At 71.3% G+C, this 24,216-nt stretch carries 22 protein-coding genes and 2 tRNA genes; 5 read left to right on the forward strand and 19 right to left on the reverse strand.

The window, feature by feature from the left end; genetic code table 11:
• Positions 1–2 precede the first annotated feature (2 nt).
• From ACZ5NW_RS12745 to leuS, 3 genes are all read right to left on the reverse strand, one after another.
• Complete coding sequence (locus ACZ5NW_RS12745) at positions 3–848, reverse strand: DegV family protein (RefSeq protein ID WP_468743819.1); 846 nt, start codon at positions 846–848, stop codon at positions 3–5.
• A gap of 89 nt (positions 849–937) precedes the next feature.
• Positions 938–1,675: a hypothetical protein gene (locus ACZ5NW_RS12750; RefSeq protein WP_468743820.1), complete on the reverse strand. Its 738-nt coding sequence runs from the start codon at positions 1,673–1,675 to the stop codon at positions 938–940.
• Positions 1,676–2,066: 391 nt separating this feature from the next.
• Positions 2,067–4,937, reverse strand: a complete 2,871-nt coding sequence (gene leuS / locus ACZ5NW_RS12755) for a leucine--tRNA ligase (protein WP_468743821.1) — start codon at positions 4,935–4,937, stop codon at positions 2,067–2,069.
• Between the two features lie 433 nt (positions 4,938–5,370).
• Here leuS and ACZ5NW_RS12760 point away from each other — a divergent pair, with 433 nt between their 5' ends.
• Positions 5,371–6,702 (forward strand): cytochrome b/b6 domain-containing protein, encoded by a 1,332-nt coding sequence (locus tag ACZ5NW_RS12760; protein WP_468743822.1) that lies wholly within the window; start codon positions 5,371–5,373, stop codon positions 6,700–6,702.
• The gene (locus ACZ5NW_RS12765; RefSeq protein ID WP_468743823.1) at positions 6,699–8,309 is read left to right on the forward strand and encodes an NADH-ubiquinone oxidoreductase-F iron-sulfur binding region domain-containing protein; all 1,611 of its coding nucleotides are present in this window, start codon (positions 6,699–6,701) and stop codon (positions 8,307–8,309) included. The genes ACZ5NW_RS12760 and ACZ5NW_RS12765 overlap by 4 nt, the downstream gene beginning before the upstream one ends.
• A gap of 120 nt (positions 8,310–8,429) precedes the next feature.
• Here the strand turns inward: ACZ5NW_RS12765 and ACZ5NW_RS12770 are convergent.
• From ACZ5NW_RS12770 to ACZ5NW_RS12785, 4 genes are all read right to left on the reverse strand, one after another.
• A tRNA-Ala gene (locus ACZ5NW_RS12770) sits at positions 8,430–8,502 on the reverse strand.
• 102 nt (positions 8,503–8,604) lie between these two features.
• A complete protein-coding gene (locus tag ACZ5NW_RS12775) occupies positions 8,605–8,838 on the reverse strand; it encodes a hypothetical protein (protein ID WP_067241185.1) in 234 nt (77 codons plus the stop codon).
• Positions 8,839–8,841: 3 nt separating this feature from the next.
• Positions 8,842–9,015: a hypothetical protein gene (locus ACZ5NW_RS12780; protein WP_468743824.1), complete on the reverse strand. Its 174-nt coding sequence runs from the start codon at positions 9,013–9,015 to the stop codon at positions 8,842–8,844.
• A gap of 69 nt (positions 9,016–9,084) precedes the next feature.
• The gene (locus ACZ5NW_RS12785; RefSeq protein ID WP_468743825.1) at positions 9,085–10,548 is read right to left on the reverse strand and encodes an MFS transporter; all 1,464 of its coding nucleotides are present in this window, start codon (positions 10,546–10,548) and stop codon (positions 9,085–9,087) included.
• A gap of 108 nt (positions 10,549–10,656) precedes the next feature.
• On the opposite strand from ACZ5NW_RS12785, the gene ACZ5NW_RS12790 reads away from it, so the two are divergent.
• Positions 10,657–11,559, forward strand: coding sequence for a helix-turn-helix transcriptional regulator (locus tag ACZ5NW_RS12790; RefSeq protein WP_468743880.1), 903 nt, complete (start codon positions 10,657–10,659; stop codon positions 11,557–11,559).
• Positions 11,560–11,629: 70 nt separating this feature from the next.
• On the opposite strand, the gene ACZ5NW_RS12795 is transcribed toward ACZ5NW_RS12790, so the two are convergent.
• The 7 genes from ACZ5NW_RS12795 to ACZ5NW_RS12825 form a co-directional block, all read right to left on the reverse strand.
• A tRNA-Ala gene (locus ACZ5NW_RS12795) sits at positions 11,630–11,702 on the reverse strand.
• A gap of 163 nt (positions 11,703–11,865) precedes the next feature.
• Positions 11,866–12,540, reverse strand: coding sequence for a histidine phosphatase family protein (locus tag ACZ5NW_RS12800; RefSeq protein WP_468743881.1), 675 nt, complete (start codon positions 12,538–12,540; stop codon positions 11,866–11,868).
• The gene (rsfS, locus tag ACZ5NW_RS12805) at positions 12,534–12,977 is read right to left on the reverse strand and encodes a ribosome silencing factor (protein WP_468743826.1); all 444 of its coding nucleotides are present in this window, start codon (positions 12,975–12,977) and stop codon (positions 12,534–12,536) included. Before rsfS ends, ACZ5NW_RS12800 begins: the two co-directional genes overlap by 7 nt.
• Before the next feature lie 116 nt (positions 12,978–13,093).
• Positions 13,094–14,863, reverse strand: coding sequence for an LCP family protein (locus ACZ5NW_RS12810; protein WP_468743827.1), 1,770 nt, complete (start codon positions 14,861–14,863; stop codon positions 13,094–13,096).
• A gap of 25 nt (positions 14,864–14,888) precedes the next feature.
• The gene (gene nadD / locus ACZ5NW_RS12815; protein ID WP_468743828.1) at positions 14,889–15,515 is read right to left on the reverse strand and encodes a nicotinate-nucleotide adenylyltransferase; all 627 of its coding nucleotides are present in this window, start codon (positions 15,513–15,515) and stop codon (positions 14,889–14,891) included.
• An 88-nt stretch (positions 15,516–15,603) separates the two neighbouring features.
• Positions 15,604–15,768 (reverse strand): hypothetical protein, encoded by a 165-nt coding sequence (locus ACZ5NW_RS12820; protein WP_468743829.1) that lies wholly within the window; start codon positions 15,766–15,768, stop codon positions 15,604–15,606.
• A gap of 110 nt (positions 15,769–15,878) precedes the next feature.
• On the reverse strand, positions 15,879–16,040 hold the full coding sequence (locus tag ACZ5NW_RS12825; RefSeq protein ID WP_468743830.1) for a hypothetical protein: 162 nt from the start codon (positions 16,038–16,040) through the stop codon (positions 15,879–15,881).
• A 125-nt stretch (positions 16,041–16,165) separates the two neighbouring features.
• Between ACZ5NW_RS12825 and ACZ5NW_RS12830 the strand changes: the two genes are divergently transcribed.
• Complete coding sequence (locus ACZ5NW_RS12830) at positions 16,166–17,269, forward strand: M48 family metallopeptidase (protein WP_468743831.1); 1,104 nt, start codon at positions 16,166–16,168, stop codon at positions 17,267–17,269.
• A gap of 34 nt (positions 17,270–17,303) precedes the next feature.
• On the opposite strand, the gene ACZ5NW_RS12835 is transcribed toward ACZ5NW_RS12830, so the two are convergent.
• The 5 genes from ACZ5NW_RS12835 to proB form a co-directional block, all read right to left on the reverse strand.
• Complete coding sequence (locus tag ACZ5NW_RS12835) at positions 17,304–18,374, reverse strand: SCO2583 family membrane protein (RefSeq protein ID WP_468743832.1); 1,071 nt, start codon at positions 18,372–18,374, stop codon at positions 17,304–17,306.
• A 99-nt stretch (positions 18,375–18,473) separates the two neighbouring features.
• Positions 18,474–19,052: an SCO2584 family spore wall biosynthesis protein gene (locus ACZ5NW_RS12840; protein ID WP_468743833.1), complete on the reverse strand. Its 579-nt coding sequence runs from the start codon at positions 19,050–19,052 to the stop codon at positions 18,474–18,476.
• Positions 19,053–19,182: 130 nt separating this feature from the next.
• Positions 19,183–20,469 (reverse strand): glutamate-5-semialdehyde dehydrogenase, encoded by a 1,287-nt coding sequence (locus ACZ5NW_RS12845; RefSeq protein WP_468743834.1) that lies wholly within the window; start codon positions 20,467–20,469, stop codon positions 19,183–19,185.
• Positions 20,470–20,560: 91 nt separating this feature from the next.
• Positions 20,561–21,034: a hypothetical protein gene (locus ACZ5NW_RS12850; protein ID WP_468743882.1), complete on the reverse strand. Its 474-nt coding sequence runs from the start codon at positions 21,032–21,034 to the stop codon at positions 20,561–20,563.
• 397 nt (positions 21,035–21,431) lie between these two features.
• On the reverse strand, positions 21,432–22,538 hold the full coding sequence (gene proB, locus ACZ5NW_RS12855; RefSeq protein ID WP_468743835.1) for a glutamate 5-kinase: 1,107 nt from the start codon (positions 22,536–22,538) through the stop codon (positions 21,432–21,434).
• 232 nt (positions 22,539–22,770) lie between these two features.
• Here proB and ACZ5NW_RS12860 point away from each other — a divergent pair, with 232 nt between their 5' ends.
• Entirely contained in the window at positions 22,771–24,165 is a 1,395-nt protein-coding gene (locus ACZ5NW_RS12860; RefSeq protein WP_468743836.1) for a polysaccharide pyruvyl transferase family protein, read from the forward strand.
• The last annotated feature ends 51 nt before the right edge of the window (positions 24,166–24,216 follow it).

Raw genomic sequence — 24,216 nt, forward strand, 5'->3', positions numbered from 1 at the left:
CCTCACCTCGGCGAAACCACGGCCCCCAGCAAGCCGGGCCCGGTGTGCGCCCCGATCACCGCGCCCACCTCGCTCACATGCAGTTCGGCGAGACCCGGGACCCGTCCTCGCAACCGGTCCGCCAGCGCGGCGGCCCGTTCGGGAGCGGCGAGGTGATGGACCGCGATGTCGACAGGCGCCCCGCCGGCCCGGTCGGCGACCAGTTCCTCCAGGCGGGCGATCGCCCTCGACGCCGTGCGCACCTTCTCCAGCAGTTCGATGCGCCCGCCCTCCAGCTGGAGCAGTGGCTTGACGGCCAGCGCGGAGCCCAGCAGCGCCTGTGCGGTGCCGATCCGCCCGCCGCGCCGGAGGTAGTCGAGCGTGTCGACGTAGAAGAAGGCGGCTGTACCCGCGGCCCGCTTCTCCGCCGCGGTGACCGCCTCGTCGACCGTGCCGCCGGCCTCGACCGCCTCGACGGCGGCGAGCGCGCAGAAGCCGAGGGCCATCGCGACCATCCCCGTGTCCACCACCCGCACCGGCACCGGTGCCTCACGGGCCGCGACGACCGCCGCGTCGTAGGTGCCGGACAGCTCGGCGGACAGATGGAGGGAGACGATGGCGGTGGCACCGGACTCGGCGACCCTGCGGTAGGTCTCGGCGAAGAGCTGAGGGCTGGGGCGCGAGGTGGTGACGGGGCGTCGCTTCTGCAGGGCCTGGGCCAGCGAGCGGTTGGAGATCTCGGTGCCGTCCTCGAGCGCCTGGTCGCCGAGGACCACCGTCAGGGGCACCGCGGTGATGCCGTGGCGCTCCATCGTCCGCTGCGTCAGGTAGGCCGTTGAATCCGTGACGATAGCGACATGGCGGGACATGAGCTGGAGGTTACCTGCCGTAGCGGGTGGGCGGCAGCCCGGCCCCTCGCGGCTGGGCTGCCCTTGACCGAATCAAATACCTCACGAGGTCAGGTGGTGCTCTCCGGGCGCGGCTTCTTCTGCCAGGGATACGTGGGGCGTGGTCCCTGCGGGGTGATGGCGGGCCGCGCCGCTCGCTGCTCGGCGCGCGGGCCGGTCGACTCGCGCCGCGATCCGTTGTCGGGCGCGGGGTCGGCGGCCGGGGCCGCGTCGGGCCAGGGGGGCGGTGTCCGCGCTGAGTCCTCGGTGGTCCAGTGTCTGAGGGCGCCCGCCTCGATGTCGATCTGAGCGCTGAGAGTGTCGAGGTCGTCGTCGGCGAGGTGCCGGGCCCGGTCGCGGGCCGCCCAGCGCAGGGAGTCGGCGGAGCCGGTGATCCGCTCGGTGCGCTCGCGCAGATCGGGCAGCCGGGCGGTCAGTCTGCCGCGGTCGGGGTCGGACTCCAGGCGCTTGAGCTCGCCGTCCAGCTCGTGGCCGTGAGCGCTCAGGCGCTGGAAGAGGGCGAGGGACTCCTTGAGGGACTCGTCCTCGGCGGCGCCCGCGTGCAGGGCGTCCTGGGTGGCGCGCATCGAGGTGCGCAGCTTGAGCCGGAGCTGGGCGATCTCGGCGGCCGGTCCGAACGGGGCGAAGGACTTGGCCCGCAGGGTGTGGTCCTCGACCGTGCGGCGGGCCTGGGTCAGGGTGCGGTCCACACCGCGCGCCGCGGCCCGGACGACTCTCACCGCGGCGTACACACCGAGCGCGACGAAGACCGCGAAGAAGAGGACGACGACGGCGATCACTGCTTCCACGACGCTCCTCCTCCGACCCGCGGCACGCTCCGCGCCGCTCTTCCACGGTAAACGCCGCGGGCAGGCACGGAGTTCCGGAAGAACCCCGAGCCTGCCCGCAGAAAACCCCGAACCACCCCTCCGGGACGACCCCGAGACGCCGGCCCCACCGCCCCCGGGACACCGGCTGCCCGAGCCTGGGACCGCGACCGGACGGCCCCGGAGCCGGCAGCCGGCCACCCCCGAGACGCAGGCCAACTGCCCCGGGCCGACAGCCGCCGCCCCCAAGCCGCATGCCGACCGCCCGCCCGCCCCGCAACGACAGCCGCCGCCCCCGAGACGCAGGCCGCCCGCCCGGAGCGACAGCCGCCCGCGACCGCGCCCCCTCGGCTACCGCTCGACGAGCCGACGACTACGCCGGAACGATGTTCACCAGCTTCGGCGCGCGCACGATGACCTTGCGGATGCCCGCGCCGGCCAGCGCCTTGACGACGCCCTCGTCGGCCAGCGCCACCTTCTCCAGCTCCTCCTCGGAGATGGCCGGCGACACCTCCAGCCGCGCCTTGACCTTGCCCTTGATCTGCACGACACAGGTCACGGTCTCGTCGACGACGTACGCCGGGTCGGCCACCGGGAAGTCCTGGTGGACGACCGAGTCGGTGTGGCCCAGCAGGCGCCACAGCTCCTCGGCGATGTGCGGCGCCAGCGGCGCGACCATCAGCACCAGGGCCTCGGCCACGGAACGCGGCACCGGCCCGCCGGCCTTGGTCAGGTGGTTGTTCAGCTCGGTGATCTTGGCGATGGCGGTGTTGAAGCGCAGGCCCTCCAGGTCCTGGCGCACCCCGTCGATCGCCTTGTGCAGGGCGCGCAGCGTCTCCTCGTCGGGCTCGGCGTCGGAGACGGTGACCTCACCGGTCGCCTCGTCGACGACGTTGCGCCACAGGCGCTGCAGCAGGCGGTACTGGCCGACCACCGCGCGCGTGTCCCACGGCCGGGAGACGTCCAGCGGGCCCATCGCCATCTCGTACAGGCGCAGCGTGTCCGCGCCGTACTCGGCGCAGATCGTCTCCGGCGTGACGGCGTTCTTCAGGGACTTGCCCATCTTGCCCAGCTCGCGCTTGACCGGCTCGCCCTCGAAGAAGAACTGTCCGTCGCGCTCCTCGACGTCGTCGGCGGGCACCGGGAAGCCCCGGCTGTCCCGGTAGACGTAGGCCTGGATCATGCCCTGGTTGAACAGCTTGTGGAACGGCTCGGCGGAGGAGACGTGTCCCAGGTCGAACAGGACCTTGGACCAGAAGCGCGCGTACAGCAGGTGCAGCACGGCGTGCTCGGCGCCGCCGACGTACAGGTCGACGCCTCCGTGCGGCTGGCCCTCGCGCGGGCCCATCCAGTACTGCTCGATCTCGGGGTCGACCAGCTGCTGGTCGTTGTGCGGGTCCAGGTAGCGCAGCTCGTACCAGCAGGAGCCGGCCCAGTTGGGCATGGTGTTGGTCTCGCGGCGGTACTTCTTCGGGCCGTCGCCCAGGTCCAGGGTGACGTTGACCCAGTCCTCGTTGCGCGACAGCGGCGTCTCGGGCTGGGTGTCGGCGTCGTCCGGGTCGAAGGTGCGCGGGCTGTAGTCCTCGACCTCGGGCAGCTCCAGCGGCAGCATCGACTCGGGCAGGGCGTGGGCGACGCCGTCCTCGTCGTAGACGATCGGGAAGGGCTCGCCCCAGTAGCGCTGGCGGCTGAACAGCCAGTCGCGCAGGCGGAAGTTGACGGTGCCCTCGCCGATGCCCTCGCGCTCCAGCCAGGCGGTGATGCGCGCCTTGGCCTCGGCGACGCCCAGTCCGTCCAGGGAGACCGCGTCGTTGGACGAGTTGATGATCTTCGCGTCGTACGCCCCGAAGGCGTTCTCCCACGTCGACGTGTCGGTGCCGCGGCCGTCGGTCGGCTCGACGACGCAGTGGATCGGCAGTTCGAAGGCGCGCGCGAACTCGAAGTCGCGCTGGTCGCCCGCCGGGACGGCCATGATCGCGCCGGTGCCGTAGCCCATCAGGACGTAGTCGGCGATGAAGACGGGGATCTTCTCGCCGTTGACCGGGTTGGTGGCGTACGCGCCGATGAAGACGCCGGTCTTGTCCTTGGCCTCGGCCTGGCGCTCGACGTCGGACTTGGAGGCGGCCTGCGCGCGGTAGGCGGCGACGGCCTCGGCCGGGGTGGCGTGGCCGCCGGTCCAGACGTCGTGGGTGCCCTGCGGCCACGCGTCGGGCGTGAACTTCTCGACCATGGGGTGCTCGGGCGCCAGCACCATGTAGGTCGCGCCGAACAGGGTGTCCGGGCGCGTGGTGAAGACGGTGATGTGCTCGCCGTCGATCGGGAAGTCGACGCGGGCGCCCTCGCTGCGGCCGATCCAGTTGCGCTGCTGCAGCTTGATGGCCTCGGGCCAGTCCAGCGCCTCCAGGTCCTCCAGCAGGCGGTCGGCGTAGGCGGTGATGCGCATGTTCCACTGGCGCAGCTTGGCCTTGAAGACGGGGAAGTTGCCGCGCTCGGAGCGTCCGTCGGCGGTGACCTCCTCGTTGGCCAGCACGGTGCCCAGGCCGGGGCACCAGTTGACGGGCGCGTCGGAGGCGTACGCCAGGCGGTACTCACCCAGGACGTCGGCGCGCTCGGCGGGGGTCAGCGCGGCCCAGGAGCGGGCGCCGGGCAGGGCGCGCTCACCGGACTCGAACTGGGCGACCAGTTCGGCGATCGGGCGGGCCTTCCTGGCCTCGTGGTCGTACCAGGAGTTGAAGATCTGCAGGAAGATCCACTGGGTCCACTTGTAGTACTCCGGGTCGATCGTGGCGAACGACCGGCGCTTGTCGTGGCCCAGGCCCAGCCGGCGCAGCTGGGCCTTCATGTTCTCCATGTTGGCCTCGGTCGAGACACGCGGGTGCGTGCCGGTCTGCACCGCGTACTGCTCGGCGGGCAGGCCGAAGGCGTCGAAGCCCAGGGTGTGCAGGACGTTGTGGCCGGTCATGCGCTGGAAGCGCGCGAAGACGTCGGTGGCGATGTACCCCAGCGGGTGGCCGACGTGCAGGCCCGCGCCGGAGGGGTAGGGGAACATGTCCATGATGAACTTCTTGGGCCGGGCGGCCGTCGCGGGGTCGCCCGCCAGGTCGCCCTTGGGGTTCGGCGCCGCGTAGGTGCCGTCGGCGTCCCAGAAGTCCTGCCAGCGTGCCTCGATCTCGGCGGCCATGGCGGCCGTGTAGCGGTGCGGCGCGGCCACCTCGGCAGTGGCAGCGGGGTTCGTCTCGCTCATGATCCTCAAAGCTCCATCGATCGTCTCTGCCAGCGGCTTCATCGGGGAAACGAAAAATCCCCTCGCACAGGAGGGGACGCCGCGCCGATGCCGACCACGATCTCACCGGTGGTCGGGACTGATCAGCGCGGCTCGCTAAGCAGAAGGCGTACGGCACGCATGCGGTCAGGGTACCGCAGGCGTTGAGCAGGCGGCGACGCGCTTCCGTATGCCTGGTGGACACGCAAGAACCACGACAGGAACGCCGAGGTAGGCCATGGCGCCATTGAACCAAGGTCAAAGTTTACTTCGCGTAACAGCCACTAAGGGACATCGACGCAAGCGCATTGTCCTTTGATAACAACGCAATAACTCAAACCTCGTACCCGTCGGTATGGCGCCGCTTAGAGTTCGGCAGCGGGACCGCTTTCCCGAACTGCTCGGAGTTGCCCCCATGAACCCTCGTCGTAGTACCAGTTCGCTCCCCCGGCCGGGCCGATCGGCCTACGGGGTGGCGACTGCTGTCGTCCTCTTCCTCATACCCGTGGTCGTCCTGCTCGGCGGCAACTGGCTCCAGGAGTTCCTCAACTTCGGTGCGGGCGTCCTGTCCCTCGTCTGCCTGACCTGCTCGGTGATCTGGGGTCTGGTGGCCCAGGACCGGCTGATCCTCAACACGCGTCAGCGGATCGTGGCGCAGGGCATCCACCGGGTCACCGCGGTCGCCTCGATCGCCTTCCTCCTGGTGCACATCACCATCAAGCTGGCGCTGGAGCACACCGTCCTGATCGCCGCGCTGATCCCGTTCAGCCTCGGCGTCAAGGGCAGCGGCGGACTGATCGGCCTGGGCTCCCTCGCCGCGCTGCTCATGATCTTCGTGGGCGTCACCGGCGCGCTGCGCAACCAGTTCGCCTCGCCGGCCCCGGTCGCCGCCCGCTGGCGCGCGATGCACATGCTGGCCTACCCGGCCCTGTGCGCGGCGCTGATCCACGGCCTGTTCGCGGGCCGCGCCGCCAAGCCGTTCTTCATGTTCTCGTACGAGCTGTGCCTGGTCGGCGTCATCGCCGCGCTCGCCCTGCGCGCCGCCCCGCGCCCGTTCAAGCGCAAGGTGGCCGACCGGATCGCCGCGCTGATCGGCGGCGAGGAGCGCTCCGGCCGCGACGAGCTGGAGGAGAGCCGCGCGCGCGTGGCGGAGGCCGGCTCCGCGCTGCCGGGCTACGAGGGCCGCGCGGCGGCCGCCGACCCGCTGTCGTCTACGCGCATGGCGCCGCCGACGTCGCCGCTGTACGACACCCCGGCCACCCCGGAGCCGGCGAACGGCTTCGCGGCCGCCTACCGCGCCGTCTCAACGCCCCCGCCCGCGCAGGCGTACCCGTCGCCCGCCGAGCAGACGGCCCGCATGAACATGCCGTTCGACACGCAGGCCACCGGGGCCATGCCCCGGGCCGACTCCGGCGGCAGCACCTCGGGCAGCTGGCCGATCCCCTCCCCGCCGCCGGTCGGCGAGGCGCCCCCCTCGGCGTACGACCCGCTCCAGGACACCGGGTTCAACATCCCGGTCTACGGCAACGCGGACACCGGAACCATCCCGGCCTACGGCAATACGGGCACCGCCGCTTACGGCGGACGTGATGTGTACGACACCGGTGAGACGAACACCGTCTACGGCACGTACAACTCGAACGACACGTACAACAGCGGTCCCGCCAATGAACCATCGCCCGGTGCGTCCTTCGACTCACCGGGTTCGGGCGAACCTTGGAACACGCCTTCCGGAGGCTATAGGTGAACGAGGCCCTGCCCGACGTCCCAGAAGTCCGCGTGGTCGGCCTTCCCCAACTCACGTCGGGCTTCGACCTTGTCGAACGACTCGATCTGCCCATGCACCTGAAGGTGCACGGGCCGCTCGAACCGATGGGCGGTGAGCAGCTCGCGAAGCTCTCCGAGGCCATCAATCTGAAGGGCCGCGGCGGCGCGGGCTTCCCCTTCCACAAGAAGCTGCGCTCGGTCGCCGAATCGGCGATCAAGCGCGGCGTCCGGCCGGTCGTCGTCGTCAACGGCAGCGAGGACGAACCGGCCTGCCGCAAGGACACGGTGCTCATCAACCGTGCCCCGCATCTCATCCTGGACGGCGCCCTGCTGTGCGCCGAGGCCCTGGGTGCCCGCACGCTCGTGGTGGGGGTCACCCGGGAGTCCACCCAGCGCTCCATGGAGGCCGCCCTCGCCGAACGCGGCCTCAGCAACACCCGCCGCTCGGCACTGCGCGCGTTCGTGCAGCGCAACCCGGTGCGCATGGTCACCGGCGCCGCCGCCTCCCTGATCCGCTCCATCGACGGCGGCCCGGCCATCCCGCCCGGCCGCAAGGTCAGCGCCTCGCAGAACGGCGTCGGCGGCGCGCCCACCCTGCTGTCGAACGCCGAGACCTTCGCCCAGCTGGCCATCGCCGCCCGCATCGGCCCCGAGCGCTACGGCAACACCGGCCTCTACGACGAGCCCGGCACCGTCATGCTCACGGTCTCCGGCGCCGTCGCCCGCCCCATGGTGATCGAGGTCCCCACGGGCGTGCCGCTGCGCTACGTCCTTCAGCTCGCCGGCGCCCCGCCGGTCCCGCAGGGCGTGCTGACCGGCGGCTACCACGGCAAGTGGATCGACGCGGCGACGGTCAACGAGGCGATCGTCTCCCGCAACTCCCTGGACGCCGTGGGCGGCGCGCTCGGCGCCGGCGCGATCCTGCCGATCACCCAGGAGACCTGCCCGCTGGGCGAGTCGCTGCGCGTCGCGCAGTGGCTGGCGGAGGAGAGCGCGGGCCAGTGCGGTCCCTGCTACCTCGGTCTGCCGGCCGCCGCGCGCGGCATGGAGGACATCCTCAACGGCGGCGGACCGGCCGCCCTGGAGGCGCTCAAGCAGGTCGCGAAGAACGTGAAGCGGCGCGGCGCGTGCTCGCACCCGGACGGCTCCGCGATGTTCCTGGAGTCGACGATCAAGGCGTTCACCGACGACCTGGCCGCCCATGTCCTCGGAAACGGCTGCGGACGGCCCGTGGAGGGCGTTCTGCCGCTCTTCGAGGGGGGCAGGGGCCCGGCGGGCATCACGGGCGGCGGTGAGGCCGAGGAGGACGGTCCCAGCCGTCAGAAGATCTACGTCGACTGGACCCTGTGCCGCGGCCACGGTCTGTGCGCGGACATCCTGCCGGAGGTCTTCCAGCTCGGCGCGGACGGCTTCCCGACGGTCGCGCAGGCGAAGGTGCCGCGTTACGCGGAGGCCAAGGCGCTGCGCGCGGTGCGCCGCTGCCCGGCGCTCGCCCTGCGCATCGAGGAGGACACGCGCGCGCAGGCGCCCGCCCGCAATCTGCCGGTCCTCTCCCAGGGCCGCGGCCGCCGCGCCCTGGGCCGCTGAGTCCCTCCACGCGCGCGTACGGCGGGCCACCCTCCCCCGGGTGGCCCGCCGGCCCTTTCCGAACAGGAACACACGAAGAGGGCGGGCCATCCCTTCGGATGACCCGCCCTCAACTTCCTGTGGAGCTAAGGAGAATTGAACTCCTGACCTCCTGCATGCCATGCAGGCGCTCTACCAACTGAGCTATAGCCCCTTGCTGCGGCCTTCCGGGTTTCCCCGGCGGCGACGCCAACATTACACGGTCCAGGGGGTGGAACACCAAATCGGTTTCCCGGGGCCCCTCGGAACCCCCTGGTCACGCCGTCACGAACGAGTAGAACCGCTTGAGCGTGCAGTGCTCCTCCAGGAGACGGCCGTAGATCGGCTCGCCCTCCAGTTCGCGGTACGTCTCGATGGGGTCGCCTTTTATGATCAGCGCCCGCGCGCATTCCTCGCACCAGTACTGGTAGTCGGGGTTGACCGGCTCCATGTCCCGCACGATCGGGTTGCCGCTACCGCACCAGTCGCACTTTCGCCTGTGTGCACCCATCGATCAGCTCCAGCTGTGGCCGCAGGACGTGCACACGTAAGAAATGCCGCCGTTGTCCCCGAGGACCTGGGCCACATGCGCGGAACCGCAGGAGGGGCAGCTGAGGCGGGTCACCGTGTCCCGTATCAACGCCGCTTCGAAGAGGTGACCGACCTCTCCGAGGATGCTGGCAGGCATCACTACTCCCTCCCGTCGGGCCGCGCCCCCTTCCGGCCGTTTGATTCTGCCACGGCCGGGCCAATACGGTCAGCGACGCCGTCGTACCAGTCCGGACACCGCACCCACCGCGGCGGTCGCGGCGAGCACCACCATGCAGGTGAAGAGCGCTTCCGCAGAGGTATACGCCCGCGGGGCCCCGAGTGACTCAAGCCGGTCGAAGAAGAGTGCGCCGAACGCGGCCACTCCGATCAGCTGGCCGAGCTGGGTGACCGTGGCGAGCAGCCCGCTGGCGTCCGCCGCGTCCTGCGGCCGCACCCCGGCCAGCGCCCGGGTGAGCGTCGGGCTGAAGGCGAGCGCGAGCCCCGCCCCCAGGGCCGTGTACGCCCCGAACACCGCAAGTCTGCCGTCGCCGCCGCCCTTGAGCGCCAGGCCGACTCCGGTCACGGCGAGCGCGGTGAGCGCGAACCCGGCCGGAACCAGGACCCGTTGAAGGGCGGCGGGCCAGGTGCGCCAGGTCAGTCCGACCACGCCGAAGACGAGGGCGGTCGGCGCGAAGGTGAGCCCCGCGCGCAGCGCGCTGTAGCCGAGGCCGCCCTGGACGTGCAGGGTCAGCACGAACAGGAAGCCCCCGTTGACCGCCATGATCGCCGCGATGCGCAGGACGGCGAGGCGCATGCCGGGGTGGCGCAGGACGCGGGGCGCGATGAGCGGGGCGCCGCCGCGCCGGGCGAGCCCCGCCTCGTAGAAGCAGAAGAGGGTGAACACGACGGCGCCGGCGGCCAGGGACAGCCAGGACCACAGGGGCCAGTCCTGTTCCTGTCCGAGCACCAGGGGCACGGCGATCAGGGAGACGGCCGCCCCCAGCAGGACCAGGCCGGGCCCGTCGAGCCCGCGTGCGCGATCCGTCCCGCTCCCCCGCGGCAGGACGCGTCGCCCGGCGACGAGCAGGACGAGGCCGACCGGCACGTTCACCAGGAAGACCGGCCGCCAGCCGGTGCCCAGGAGGTCGGCGCTGACCAGGACGCCGCCGAGCACCTGCCCGGCCGCCGCGCCGACGGCGAGGACCGCCGAGTAGGCGCCGAGCGCCCGCATCCGGGCCTCGCCGGTGAAGGAGCGCTGGATCAGGCTGAGCACCTGCGGGATCATTAGCGCCGACCCGGCGCCCTGCACCAGCCGGAAGCCGATCAGCTCGGTGCTGCCCTGGGCGAGCCCGCAGGCGAGGGAGGCCGCGGTGAACACGGCGAGGCCGGCGAGATGGACCCGGCCGTGGCCGAAGCGGTCGCCGAGCCGGGCGCCGGTGATCAGCAGCACCGAGTAGGTGATGGCGTAGCCGGCCACGACGAGTTGCAGGTCGGCGCCGGAGGCGTGCAGGTCGGAACCGATGGTGGGGGCCGCGACGTTCACGATGAAGACGTCGAGCAGCGCCATGAACTGGGCCGCGAGGACCAGCGCGAGCAGCGGCCCGGGGCGATTGTCAGTGGCGGGGTGTTTACTTTCCGTAGTGATCGGACCGGGTGCGGACCGTGGTCCCGTCCGGGGTGTCGTCGTCATGCCGTCGAGCCTGACCGCGCCCGGGTACGGGTGCCGAGTGCCCGCCGATGCTGGTACTGACAGCACCTGTCAGGGGACGGGTCGGGCATCGACCATGGGGAGATGACGATGGGGGACGTGATGACGGGGGACGTGATGAGGGGCAACGCGATGACGGGGACCGCACAGCGGCGCCGGCCGGAGCTGGCCGCCTTTCTGCGCAGCAGGCGCGCCCGGGTGACACCGGCGGACGTGGGGATGCCGCCGGGCCTCCGGCGCCGCACACCGGGGCTGCGCCGCGAGGAGGTCGCCCAGCTCTCCGGCGTGGGTGTGACCTGGTACACATGGCTGGAGCAGGGCCGCCCGATCAACGCGTCGGCGCAGGTGCTGAACGCGGTGGCGCGCACCCTGCGTCTGGACCCGCCGGAGCGGGAGCATCTGTTCCATCTGGCGGAGGTGCCGTATCTGTCCGCGCCCGAGCCGCCGGCCCAGCGCGTGGGCCCGGAGATCCAGGCCATCATCGACGCCCTCGCCCCGCGCCCGGCCGTGGTCTACAACTCGCGCTACGACATCCTGGCCGCCAACCCGGTCTACTGCGACCTGTTCTTCCGGCCGGCGGAGCACGGCGGCACGCCCGCGACCAACGCCCTGTGGGCACTGTTCACGGTGCCCGAGACGGAGTGCCCGCTGATGTTCCGGGAGACGGAGCTGCCGGTGATGGTGGCGACACTGCGCTCGGCGTACGGGCTGCATGCCGGCGAGCCGGCCTGGGAGGAGTTCATACGCGCGCTGGCGGCCGCGAGCCCGCTGTTCGCGCGGCTCTGGGAGTCCGGTGACGTGGCGGAGCCGGGCCGCCGCGTGAAGGTCTTCCGGCACGCGCTGGCGGGCGAGCTGCGGATGACGTCGGTGTCGCTGTCCGTCGACGGGATGCCGGAGTGCCGGATCGTCGTCTACACGCCGGACGACGAGGAGACCGCGCGGCGCACGGCGATGCTGCGGAGCCTGTGCCGGGAGATGCCGTCCGGGCAATGAAAAATCCCGCCCCTCGCGGGACGGGATCCTCATCTACCGATCTTTGACAACTCAACAGAGTGTCGATCAGTGGAGCTAAGGAGAATTGAACTCCTGACCTCCTGCATGCCATGCAGGCGCTCTACCAACTGAGCTATAGCCCCTCCCATGTGGTGGAGCCACATGGCGTTTCGCTTCCCGCTCGGCGGGGCGAACAAGAAGAACTTTAGCCTGCGACCTGCCAGAAAGTGAAATCCGGGTCCCGGACCGGGTTCCGGGACCGAAAGAGCGGGCTCCGGACCCGGCCCACCCTCCTACGGACAGGCCCTAGTCGTCGTCGCCGAGGACCGGCTCGGGCAGTGTGCCGGCGTTGTGCTCCAGCAGGCGCCAGCCGCGGGCGCCCTCGCCGAGGACGGACCAGCAGCAGTTGGAGAGGCCGCCGAGGCTCTCCCAGTTGTGGGCGTCCAGGCCGAGCAGCCGGCCGATGGTCGTGCGGATGGTGCCGCCGTGGCTGACCACCACGAGCGTGCCGTCCTCGGGCAGCTTCTCCACGTGCCGCTGGACGACGGGCGCGGCGCGGTCGGCGACCTCCGTCTCCAGTTCGCCGCCGCCGCGGCGGACCGGCTCCCCGCGCTTCCACGCGGCGTACTCGTCGCCGTAGCGGGCCACGATCTCGTCGTGCGTGAGTCCCTGCCACACGCCCGCGTACGTCTCGCGCAGCGCCTCGTCGTGGGTCACCTCCAGGCCGGTGAGCGCGGCCAGCTCGGCGGCCGTGCGGGCGGCCCGGGACAGATCGGAGGAGACGATGGCGTCCGGCGCGAGGGAGGCGAGCAGCCGGGCCGCGCGACGGGCCTGGGACAGGCCCGTCTCGGTGAGCGCCACGTCGGTGGAGCCCTGGAAGCGGCGCTCCACGTTCCAGGAGGTCTGGCCGTGGCGCCACAGGATGACGCGGCGGCCCCGGCCGGCCTTGCGGTCGGTCACCTCACCCGTGGCGCTCACCAGTCACCGCCCGGTTCGGCCGCGTCCTGGGCGGCCTGCAGCTTGGCGTGCTCCTCGGCCTTGCCGCGGGTCGCCTGGGCGTCCTCGGGCAGCTCCAGCTCGGGGCAGTCCTTCCACAGCCGCTCCAGGGCGTAGAAGACGCGCTCCTCGCTGTGCTGGACGTGGACGACGATGTCGACGTAGTCGAGCAGGACCCAGCGGGCCTCGCGGTCGCCCTCGCGGCGCACCGGCTTGGCGCCCAGCTCCTTCAGGAGCCGCTCCTCGATCTCGTCGACGATCGACTTGACCTGGCGGTCGTTGGGCGCGGAGGCCAGCAGGAAGGCGTCCGTGATCGACAGCACATCGCTGACGTCGTAGGCGATGATGTCGTGCGCGAGCTTGTCGGCGGCCGCCTGCGCGGCGGTGTGGATGAGCTCGAGAGAACGGTCGGTGGCGGTCACTACATGGCTTTCCGTCGGCGGTCACTTGTCCTCAAGGGTCTCACGGACCGCCGACGGCCCCTATGCGATGGGAGACGGCACCCCGCGTCACCGGCGGGAGCCCGGGTGCCGGGCCCCTACGACGACGAGGCCGACGAGGCCGACGAGGGTTTGTAGTCCTTGCCGAGGACCACCGACACATCCGCGTTGCCGGAGACGGCGCCCTTCGCGACGGCGCCGGGCGGCAGGCCCAGGGTTTTGGCGACCTCGGCGGCGTTCTCCTTGTCGGCGGCGTCCGCGTACAGCACCTTCGACGTGGACCGGGTCTCCGAGGCGGTCCCGGCCTCCAGGAAGGTGAAGCCGCCGTTGAGGAGGACCACGCGCGCGTCCTCGATGTCCGCCTTGACGCCGCTGGCGTTCTGGACGGAGACGCTCACCGCCGCGCCCTTGTCGGGGCTCTTCGCGGTGCCGCCGAGGACGTCCTTGACCACGCTCGCGCTGGCCTCGGTGTTCAGGGTGCCGTCACTCTGGACGGGCAGCAGGGCGGTCTTGTAGTCGCCGCCCTTGGCGAGGTCGGCGAGTCCGGCGAGGAAGGTGCCGAGGTCCTTGTCGGTGAGCGAGGGGTCAAGGATCTGCGCCAGTGTCTGCACGGTGACCGTCGCACCCTGCGCGTCGGAGGACAGCTTGCGCAGCACGCCCTGCATGACCTGGCCGAACCGCTCCAGCTGGGCGTTCTGGGCCTCGCCGGCGGCGCGGTAGGTGGCGTAGGCGACGGCGGTCTTGCCGCTGAGGGTCTGGCTCTCGCCCTTGTGGACGAGGGGCGCCTGGCCCTTCTTGGCCTTCGGGTCGGGCACGTCGGCGTTGGTGTCGACCTCGATGTTGCCGACGAGGTCGACGAGGTTCTGCAGATAGGGGGTGTCCAGTCGCCAGGTGCCCTGGATGCTGGTGCCGAGGACGGTGTCGAGGGCCTCGCGGGTGCCGGCGGAGCCGTCGTCCTCGACGGACTTGGCGAGGGTCGTGGTGGTGCCGTCGTCGTCCGTGAGGACAAGGGAGTTGGGCAGCAGGACGGTGGTGCCCTGCCGGGTGGTGGTGTTGTCGACGAGCAGCGCGGTGGCGGTGCCGCCCTGCGCGGTGTCGTGCAGATGCACCACGATCACATCGCGCTTCTGGGCGGCGGGGGACGTGGTGGTGCCGGTCCTGCTGTCGGAGGACGACAGGCCGGGCAGCTTCCCGGCGTACCAGAGGTAGCCGGCACCGCCGACGGCGACCAGGGCGAGGACGACGACGAGGGCGACGAGCCGGCTGCGGGCGCGACGCTTGGCCTCCTCGCGCCGCTCGGTGCGGTTCTCGGTGAAGTTCAGCCAGTCGATGACGTCCTCGGAGTCGGTGTCCGGCTCCTCGACGAAGGCGAACTGACCGGTGTGGTAGTCCCGTTGGGGCGGGCCGGGCGCCTCCTCCGGTTCCCGCTCCGGCTCCGCGGGGCCGGACTGCTGGGGGATGTAGGCGGTCTGCTCGGCGACGCGCGGCTGCTGGCCACTGGCGGCCGTCCGCCCGTAGGGGTCGTACGGGGCGGGTCCGCCGGAGCCGCCGCCCTGCACGGGCCGGCTACCGGTGTCGTAGGGGTCACGGACGGGGGCCTGCCGACTGGTGTCGTACGAGGGCACGGGGGCCTGCCGACCGGTGTCGTACGACGGCGCGGGCTGCTGCTGGCCGGTGGCGTACGGGTCGTAGCCGTAGCCCTGCTGTCCGTAGTCGTACGCCTGCTGCTGGGCGTACGGGTCGTACGGCTGCTGCTGCGGGGGCGCCTGCGGGGGCGCGACCTGCCGGTAGACAGGCTGCCCGTACTCGTCGTAGCCGACGAGTTCGTAGGGGGCCTCTCCGTAGCCCGCGTCGTATCGGTCGTTCACCGGTACCCCTCTCGGCCCGCTCGCCTCACGCGCCGCGGTACAGCTCGCGCTTGTCGATGTAGCGCACGACTCCGTCCGGCACCAGATACCAGACGGGGTCGCCCTTGGCGACTCTCGCGCGGCAGTCCGTCGAGGAGATGGCGAGCGCGGGGACCTCCACGAGGGAGACGCCGCCCTCCGGCAGCCCGGGGTCGGTCAGGTGGTGACCGGGCCGGGTGACGCCGATGAAGTGCGCGAGGGAGAACAGCTCCTCCGAGTCCCGCCAGGTGAGGATCTGGGCGAGGGCGTCGGCACCGGTGATGAAGAACAGGTCGGTGTCGGGGTTGAGGGCCCGCAGATCGCGCAGGGTGTCCACGGTGTAGGTGGGGCCGCCGCGGTCGATGTCGATGCGGCTCACCGAGAACTGGGGGTTCTCGGCGGTCGCGATGACCGTCATCAGATAGCGGTCCTCGGCCGGGGAGACGTCGCGGTGGGTCTTCTGCCACGGCTGGCCGGTCGGGACGAAGACGACCTCGTCCAGGTGGAACTGCGCGGCGACCTCACTGGCCGCCACGAGGTGTCCGTGGTGGATCGGATCGAACGTCCCGCCCATGACGCCGAGGCGGCGTTTGCCGGGGTTCGACGGACCGGTAGGCATGTCCTGCTCTCCCATGCGTGCAGACCCTACCGGCCCGTCCTGAGGGGCTCCGGCCGGCGGATGCGCGGATGCCCCGGGTGTCCCGTTATGGACACGTGCGGGCTCAGCGGTCGCGGTTGAAGCGGGTGGTGACCCACAGCAGGAGCAGCAGGATGACGAAGGCGCCACCACCGGTGAGGTAGGGGCTCAGGCTCTCGTGGTTGCCGCCGTGCTCCTCGCCCTCGGCGGCGATGGTGACCAACTGGGCAGCTGCGCTGTGGAAGCTCATCTTCGGCAGGACCTATCCGGTGTGGGCGGGATAAAGACGTCGGCCCATCGTAAGCGGCCGCCCTGAGGGCGATCACGCCGACTCCGCCGTTGGGGAACCTTCCCGGATCCTCAGTCGTCCTTCTGCTTGTAGCCCCGGAGCAGGAACCACGCCGTGAGCACACAGCCCACGACCATCACGATCAGTACGATCCGGAGCAGATTGCCCGCTCCTGGGTGCTGGTCGCCGGTCGCGGCCGCGGTGATCCAGGCGGCTGCGGGGATGTGTTCCATGGCGCGGAACTCCTTCGCTGTAGTGCCCGTCCACCGTAACTCCGCCTAGGCTGGACCTCGCTTCGGGGGCGCAAAGGGTCGCACAAGGGTCCGCAAAGGCCCACTCACACGCACATGGGGGAGACATGTCCGACGACGGCCACGAGCACAGCGGGCACGAGCACGTGCCGAGCAGGCAGCGCAGGCGCTTCCCGGGGATCTCCTCGCGTGCGTACGAGCACCCGGCCGACCGGTCGGCGCTGGTCGCGCTGCGCAAGCTGAGCGGTTTCGACACGGTGTTCAAGGCGCTCAGCGGGCTGCTGCCCGAGCGGAGCCTGCGGCTGCTGTTCCTGTCCGACTCGGTGCGGGTGTCGGACCAGCAGTTCTCCCACCTCAACGACATGCTGCGGGACGCCTGTTACATCCTGGACCTGGAGAAGGTCCCGCCGATGTACGTCACTCAGGACCCGCAGCCCAACGCGATGTGCATCGGCCTGGACGAGCCGATCATCGTGGTCACCACCGGACTCGTCGAGCTGCTCGACGAGGAGGAGATGCGGGCGGTCATCGGCCACGAGGTCGGCCACGCCCTCTCCGGGCACTCGGTGTACCGCACGATCCTGCTGTTCCTGACGAACCTGGCGCTGCGGATCGCGTGGATCCCGCTGGGCAACCTGGCGATCCTGGCGATCGTCACGGCGCTGCGGGAGTGGTTCCGCAAGTCGGAGCTGTCCGCCGACCGGGCCGGTCTCCTCGTCGGGCAGGATCTCCAGGCGTCGATGCGCGGTCTGATGAAGATCGCGGGCGGCAACCATCTGCACGAGATGAACGTGGACGCGTTCCTCAAGCAGGCCGAGGAGTACGAGGCGGGCGGCGACCTGCGCGACTCGGTCCTGAAGATCCTGAACGTGCTGCCCCGCTCCCACCCCTTCACCACGGTCCGCGCGGCGGAGCTGAAGAAGTGGTCGGAGTCCCGCGACTACCAGCGGCTCATGGACGGTCACTACCCGCGGCGCACCGAGGACAAGGACACCTCGGTCAGCGACTCCTTCCGCGAGTCGGCCGCGCACTACACGACCCACGTCAAGACGTCGAAGGACCCGCTGATGAAGCTGGTCACCGACATCGCGGGCGGTGCGGGCGACCTGGGAGGCCGGGTGCGGCGAGGCTTCAGCGGCTTCGCGGGTTCCGCCCCTCCGCAGGACCGGCAGGCGCCCCCGTCGGACGAGCGGCCGACGGACGAGGACTGACCCACCTGACCCACTGACTCACCACCGCGCGTCCTCACACCTTCGGCTGCGCGCTCACCGAGAGGGTTCCGCACAGGGCCGTCACTCCGCCCGTCGCGTACGGGTCGGTGCCGGCCGGGCCTCCGGTCCTGGCCGTCGTGCCGGCCAGCAGCGGGTGCAGATGGTTGGTCGTGTCGTCGGTGCAGGACAGGGGGCCCGCCTGCACATAGGAGACGATCAGCTGGGCCTGGTGCAGGCGCAGGTCGTCCCGGTCGAAGCGGAAGTGCAGCTCGCGGCGGACGGTGAACAGGGAGGCCGGGGACGTGACATCGGCGCCGGCCGGGCGCAGGGCGTAGACGAAGGTGTGGTCGGCGGTCACCTCGAGGGTGGCCGAGTCGGTCTCGGCGGCCTGCAGCGTGCCCTGGACGCGGATCCTCTGGTCGGCCAGCTCGGCCTGCGCCGGGTCGAAGCGGACCAGCCAGCCGGTGGGCGCGTGCCGCCCGTCCGCCGTCGGGTGGTCGAAGCTCTCGTCGAACTGGTCCAGCTGGTCGCCGTCGAGCAGCATCCGCACCGGCCGTACCTGCTGCCCGGTGAGCACCTCCGGGTACAGCGCGGAGTGCACGATGTACTCCTTCGCCGTGGTCAGCGCGGTGACCACCTGGCTGTCGGAGAAGTGCGCGGTGCGCCGCGAGGCCGGCAGCGGAATACCCTCGGCGCCGATGCGGAACTGGGCGGCGGGACTCTGCGCGTACAGGTGCTCCGGGTCGGCCGCGCCGGGCACCTTGCCCGGTGGGGCGAGCGGGATGACCGTCATCCGCAGGGGCTCGGCGGGCTGCCGGGCGGTCGGTGACTGGTAGGGGTTGCGCAGGCCCATGTAGATCGCCGTGCCGAGGGCGAGCGCGATCAGCAGGACCAGGACGAGCGCCTGCCGGGACAGCCCCCGGTGCAGTGACGGGCGGCGGCGGACGGCGGGTGTGTGATCGCCCATCCGCTCCTCGGCGGAGTACTCCTGAAGGCGGGCAGCACGGACGAACGACTCGTCGAAGACGACGGATCGGTATTCGTCCTCTCCACCTCCGGGGGCGCCCTCGGGTGTCCCCTCAGGTGGGTTTCCAGGCCCGCCCATACTTTCAGAGTAGGTCTCCGGGGGCCCGGGTAAACGCCCTGCTACACGACAAGTTCTGACAGGTTCTCACCAGGTTCGCGAGGGGTTTCGGGCGTGCCCTCACGGGGTGCGCGGCGCCGCCGGAACGGGTGGCTGGGAGTAGCTGGCGGACGCGGACGGCGTCGCCGGGTTCCCCTGCTCCAGGCCGGTCGAGGCCGGCAACGGGACCTGGTCGCGGCTGCCCGAGGAGGCCCCCCGGTAGACGGCGGCGAAGGCCAGCGCGACCATGCCGACGCCCATCACCACGGCGAGCATCCAGGCGACGGGGCGGTGCCAGCGAACCACCTGTTTGCCGTAGGGCCCGTGGGGTCCGTAGCGGTCGTCGAAGGTGTCGGTGTCGTCCGGATCGTCGTAGTCCGGATCATGGCCGAAATCACCCGGTCCGTCGGGGCCGTAGGCGTCGTCGTACCGCTCGCCGCGGCGGTGGGCGCGGCGGGCCTCGGCCTCGGAGGCCTCCGCTCTGGCCTGTGCGGCGGCCAGGAGGCGCTCGACGGCGCTCGGCTCGTGCACTGTGGCCGCCTGTACGAAGGCCTCGTCGAAGACCACGGAGGCGAACTCTTCGTCCGACACCCCGCGGTCGTGGTCGTCGTCGGGCTCCCAGCCGTCCGGGAACGGCGTGCCCCCCACGTCCTCCGGCACGGATCCAGAGTAGACCTGGGGGGTCAATTTGGGCAGACGGTACGGAAATTATCCGCCAGGTGAGACGCCTGGCCGAAGCGGCTCGGGCACCGCCGGGCGAGCGCCAGAGGTGCCCGTCGAGCGGCGCGGCTCAGCGCCGTACGTGCCCGTCGCCCGTCACGATGTACTTGGTGCTGGTCAGCTCCGGCAGGCCCATCGGGCCACGGGCGTGCAGCTTCTGGGTGGAGATGCCGATCTCCGCGCCGAAGCCGAACTGGCCGCCGTCGGTGAAGCGCGTGGAGGCGTTCACCGCGACCGTGGTCGAGTCGACCAGTTGGGTGAAGCGGCGGGCGGCCTGCTGCGAGGTGGTGACGATCGCCTCGGTGTGGCCGGAGGTCCACAGCCGGATGTGCTCGACGGCCCGGTCGAGGGAGTCGACGACGGCGGCGGCGATGTCGTACGACAGATACTCCGTCTCCCAGTCGTCGGTGGTGGCCTCGACGACGGTCGCCTTGGAGTCCTTGGCGTACGCCATGACCCGCTCGTCGGCGTGGACGGTGACGCCGGCGTCGGCGAGGGCGTCCAGGGCGCGCGGCAGGAACTCGGGGGCGATGTCCTGGTGGACCAGCAGCGTCTCGGCGGCGTTGCAGACGCTGACGCGCTGGGCCTTGGAGTTGATCAGGATGTCGATCGCCATGTCGAGGTCGGCGTGCGCGTCGACGTAGACGTGGCAGTTGCCGGTGCCGGTCTCGATGACGGGGACGATGGACTCGCTCACGACGGTCCGGATCAGGGAGGCGCCGCCGCGCGGGATGAGGACGTCGACGAGCCCGCGGGCGCGCATCAGCTCGCGGACGCTCTCGCGGCTCTCCCCCGGCACCAGCTGGACGGCGTCGGCCGGCAGCCCGGCGCCGCCGACGGCGTCGCGGATCACCCGGACGAGGGCGGTGTTGGACTCGTAGGCGGAGGCGGAGCCGCGCAGCAGCACGGCGTTGCCGGACTTCAGGCAGAGGGCGGCGGCGTCGACCGTGACGTTCGGCCGGGCCTCGTAGATGATTCCGACGACGCCGAGGGGGACCCGGACCTGGCGCAGGTCGATGCCGTTGGGCAGCGTGGAGCCGCGCACGACCTCGCCGACCGGGTCGGGCAGGGCGACGACGTCCCGGACGTCGGAGGCGATGGCCCGCACCCGCTCGGGGGTGAGGGTCAGCCGGTCGACGACGGACTCGCTGGTGCCGGCCTCGCGGGCCTTGGCGATGTCCTTGGCGTTGGCCTCGACGATCTCGCTCGTACGGACCTCCAGCGCGTCCGCGATGGCGAGCAGCGCGTCGTCCTTCGCGGCCCGCGGCAGCGGGGCGAGGTCGGCGGCGGCGGCCTTGGCGCGGTAGGCGGCCTGGGTGACCGGGGACATGGAGTCGTACGGCGAGAGCGTGGTCATGTAGGAAGGGTAGTGCGCGGCGCGCGTGCGCTCATCGCTCATCCCAAACCCCGAGACAAGGGCCGAACCCGGGACAAGCGCCCAGCGCGGATCAAAAGGGATGCACGCCGACCGGGGTGGCGGGGGACGGTCCGTAGCCCTCGGCGATGCGCTGGTGATAGGTCCCGCGGTCGATGACCTCCAGGCCGACGATCTCCCAGGCGGGCAGTCCGGAGGTCTGCCGGTGCTCGCCCCACAGGCGCAGGGCGACGGCGGCCGCGTCGTGCAGGTCGCGGGCCTCCTCCCAGTAGCGGATCTCGGCGTGGTCGTTCGCGTATCTGCTGGTGAGGAGGAAGGGGTGGTCGTGGGCGAGCTGTTCCAGGGCGCGCCGCAGGTCCGTGAGGGGGACCTCGTCGCCGGAGACGCTGAGGGTGACGTGCCACAGCCGGGGCAGGTCCTTCGGCTCCTCGTAGTGCTCGCCGGCGGCGACGCTGGTCAGGGTCCGCTCCTCGCCGCCCGCGCGTGAGGACGCCGCCCCGCCGGAGCCGCCGGCGCTGTCACGGGCCGCCGCCACCCCAGGGCGCACTCGTCTCACGACGGCCTCCTTTACGCCATACGCCCGCGCAGCCACGCCGTACGCCTGCACAGGGTTCGTGCGGAATCTGTCCCACAGACAAAGTTGGCAGGCGGCGGACGTCCTTGGGGCGGTTTCACGGAACGTCCCCCACCGGTACGGGCCGTTCGACGCACCGCAGATGGTTGTTCGACACACCCATCCCGCGTCGGGGCCTCGCGGCTAGGGCCTGTCCGGCGGATCAGGTCGCAGGATATCGGCGGGACCTCGTCAGCGCAGGCGAGCGGGGCCTGGTGCGGCCAGCTGCAAGGCGGAGGAGCGCGGCGATGCGGAGCATCGGCAAGCGACGACAACGCCGCAGATGGGCGTGCCAGGCCCCGCGTCTGCGGCATGATCCGCCGGACAGGCCCTAGGCGTGCAGCAGCACCAGGTCGTCCCGGTGGACGACCTCCCGCTCGTAGGCCGGGCCCAGCTCGCGCGCCAGCTCGCGGGTCGAGCGCCCGATGAGCTGGGGGATCTCCTTGGCGTCGAAGTTGACCAGCCCGCGGGCCACGGCGCGCCCGGCGCCGTCGCGCAGCTCGACCGGGTCGCCCGCGCTGAACTCGCCCTCGACGGCGGCGATCCCGGCCGGCAGCAGTGACGTGCGCCGCTCGACGACCGCCTTGACCGCGCCGTCGTCGAGGGTCAGCGCCCCCTGGGGGGTGGAGGCGTGCTGGAGCCAGAGCAGCCGGTCGGCGGAGCGCTTGCCGGTGGGCAGGAAGTAGGTGCCGGTGTCGCCGCCGGCCAGGGCCTCGGCGGCGTGGACGGCGCTGGTCAGCACCACGGGGATGCCGGCGTGGGCGGCGATCCGGGCGGCCTCGACCTTGGTGACCATGCCGCCGGTGCCGACCCCGGCTTTGCCGGCGCTGCCGATCTCCACCTCGGCGAGGTCGGCGGGGCCCCGCACCTCGGCGATCCGGGAGGTGCCGGGCTTGCTGGGGTCGCCGTCGTAGACCCCGTCGATGTCGGAGAGCAGCACCAGCAGGTCGGCGTGGACCAGGTGTGCCACCAGGGCCGCGAGGCGGTCGTTGTCGCCGAAGCGGATCTCGTCGGTGGCGACGGTGTCGTTCTCGTTGACGACCGGGAGGGCACCCATCGCGAGGAGCTTGTCGAGGGTGCGGGAGGCGTTGCGGTGGTGGGCGCGGCGGCTCATGTCGTCGCTGGTCAGCAGGACTTGGCCGACGCGGACGCCGTAGCGGGCGAAGGAGGCGGTGTAGCGGGCGACGAGGAGGCCCTGGCCGACGCTGGCGGCGGCCTGCTGGCGGGCGAGGTCCTTGGGGCGGCGGCGCAGCCCGAGCGGCGCGAGACCGGCGGCGATGGCGCCGGAGGAGACGAGGACGATCTCCTTCTCCCCGCCGCTGCGGCTCTTGGCGAGGACGTCGACGAGCGCGTCGACGCGGTCGGCGTCGAGTCCGCCGGAGGCGGTGGTCAGCGAGGAGGAGCCCACCTTGACGACGATCCTGTGGGCCTCACGCACGGCCTGCCTTGCCCCTGCCACCTGGTCTTCGTCCCCTCACACGCTAGCCGGACCCCCTGGCAATCTACGCGAACGGACCGGGTCGCCGCGCACCGGTCCACGCACCGGACTCCTCCCTGGGCTACGACTTTGCCGCACGTTCGCGTACGGCAAAAAGGTTGTGCCGGTTACTCATAGAAATTAAAGAGACGACAAACTATTTTCGTGGTTTGTGTCACCTACTGTTCGCCCTGTGAAGCGCATCCTCATGAGGTCGGGGAAGAGCCCCTTCGACGTCGTCCCCGTCGAGGAAGCCATCCACCGAGACGTCATCGCCTCCAACTCCGGCAATCTGATCTTCAGTGACGCCGCGCACAAGATCCTCAGCACGCCCCGGCAGGAGGTCTTCTCCAACGGCGTGCGCAGCGACGTCGCGGCGGCCGGACGGATCAACGAGGAGTACGACGCCTTCGTCGTGCCGCTAGCCAACGCCTTCCGGCCCACGTTCGAGGCGTCCCTGCAGCGCCTGACCAGGCTGATACGCAAGCTGCGGATCCCGGTGGTGATCCTCGGCGTGGGCGCGCAGACCGGCATCACGTACCACCCGGGGCGACTGGCGGCCATGGAGCCCACCGTCCGCGACTTCTGCGCGGCGGTGCTGGAGCGCAGCGCGTCGATCGGGGTGCGCGGCGAGTTCACCGCGGCCTATCTGAACGACATGGGCTTCAAGGACGTCGAGATCATCGGCTGCCCGTCGATGTTCCTCCACGGCGACCGGCTCCCCGTGGAGAAGAAGGTGCCACGGCTCACCGCCGATGCGCGGATCGCGGTCAACGGCTCGCACACGGCGGTGCTCGGCGGCGGACTGCACAAGATCATCGCCCGGGCGCACGAGCGCTACCCGAACCTGGTGTACATCGGTCAGAACACCACCGACGCCCGGCAGTTGCACTGGCGGGACGTGGACTCCGCGGCCGGCCGGATCATCGAGATGCCGACGCACCCGGACCACCCGATGTACCGGGAGGACAAGGCCCGCGTCTACATCGACCCGGTGACCTGGATCGACGACCTGCGCGACGTCGACTACTCCTTCGGCTCGCGCATCCACGGCAGCATCGCCGCGCTGCTCGCCGGCACCCCCGCGACAGTGCTGGCCTTCGACTCCCGCACGCTGGAGCTGTGCCGCTACTTCGAGATCCCGCACCAGCGGCTCGACCAGACCCCCGCCGACACCGACCCGGCCGAGCTGTACGAGAAGGCCGACTTCCGTGCGCTGACCGGCAACCACCAGGAGCGCTTCGACCGCTTCACCGCGTTCCTGGACAAGAACGGGCTGGAGAACACCTTCACGCACGGCGACGGCGGCGCGGAGTTCGACAAGAAGCTGCGGTCGCTGACGTTCCCGGCCGCCATCCGCCCCTGGAACGACACCGACCCCACGTCACTGACCAGCCGCTTCGGCTGGCTCCAGCAGCGCATCACCGAGCTGGACACGCACAACGCGCAGCTCACCAAGGAGCTGGCCAAGGCGCGAGCGGGCACCAAGGCCCTCGCGCAGGCCGCCGGACCGCTCCCCGCGGTCTACCGCCGCGCCCGCCGCGTGGTGGGCGGCCAGGTGCGGCGCGCCCTCGGCTCGGGCACGTAAGGGCACGTAACGGCCCATCGGGAGAGTCGCGATGGGACACACCGGCGCGTA

Source organism: Streptomyces sp. NPDC032126, from assembly GCF_055580085.1.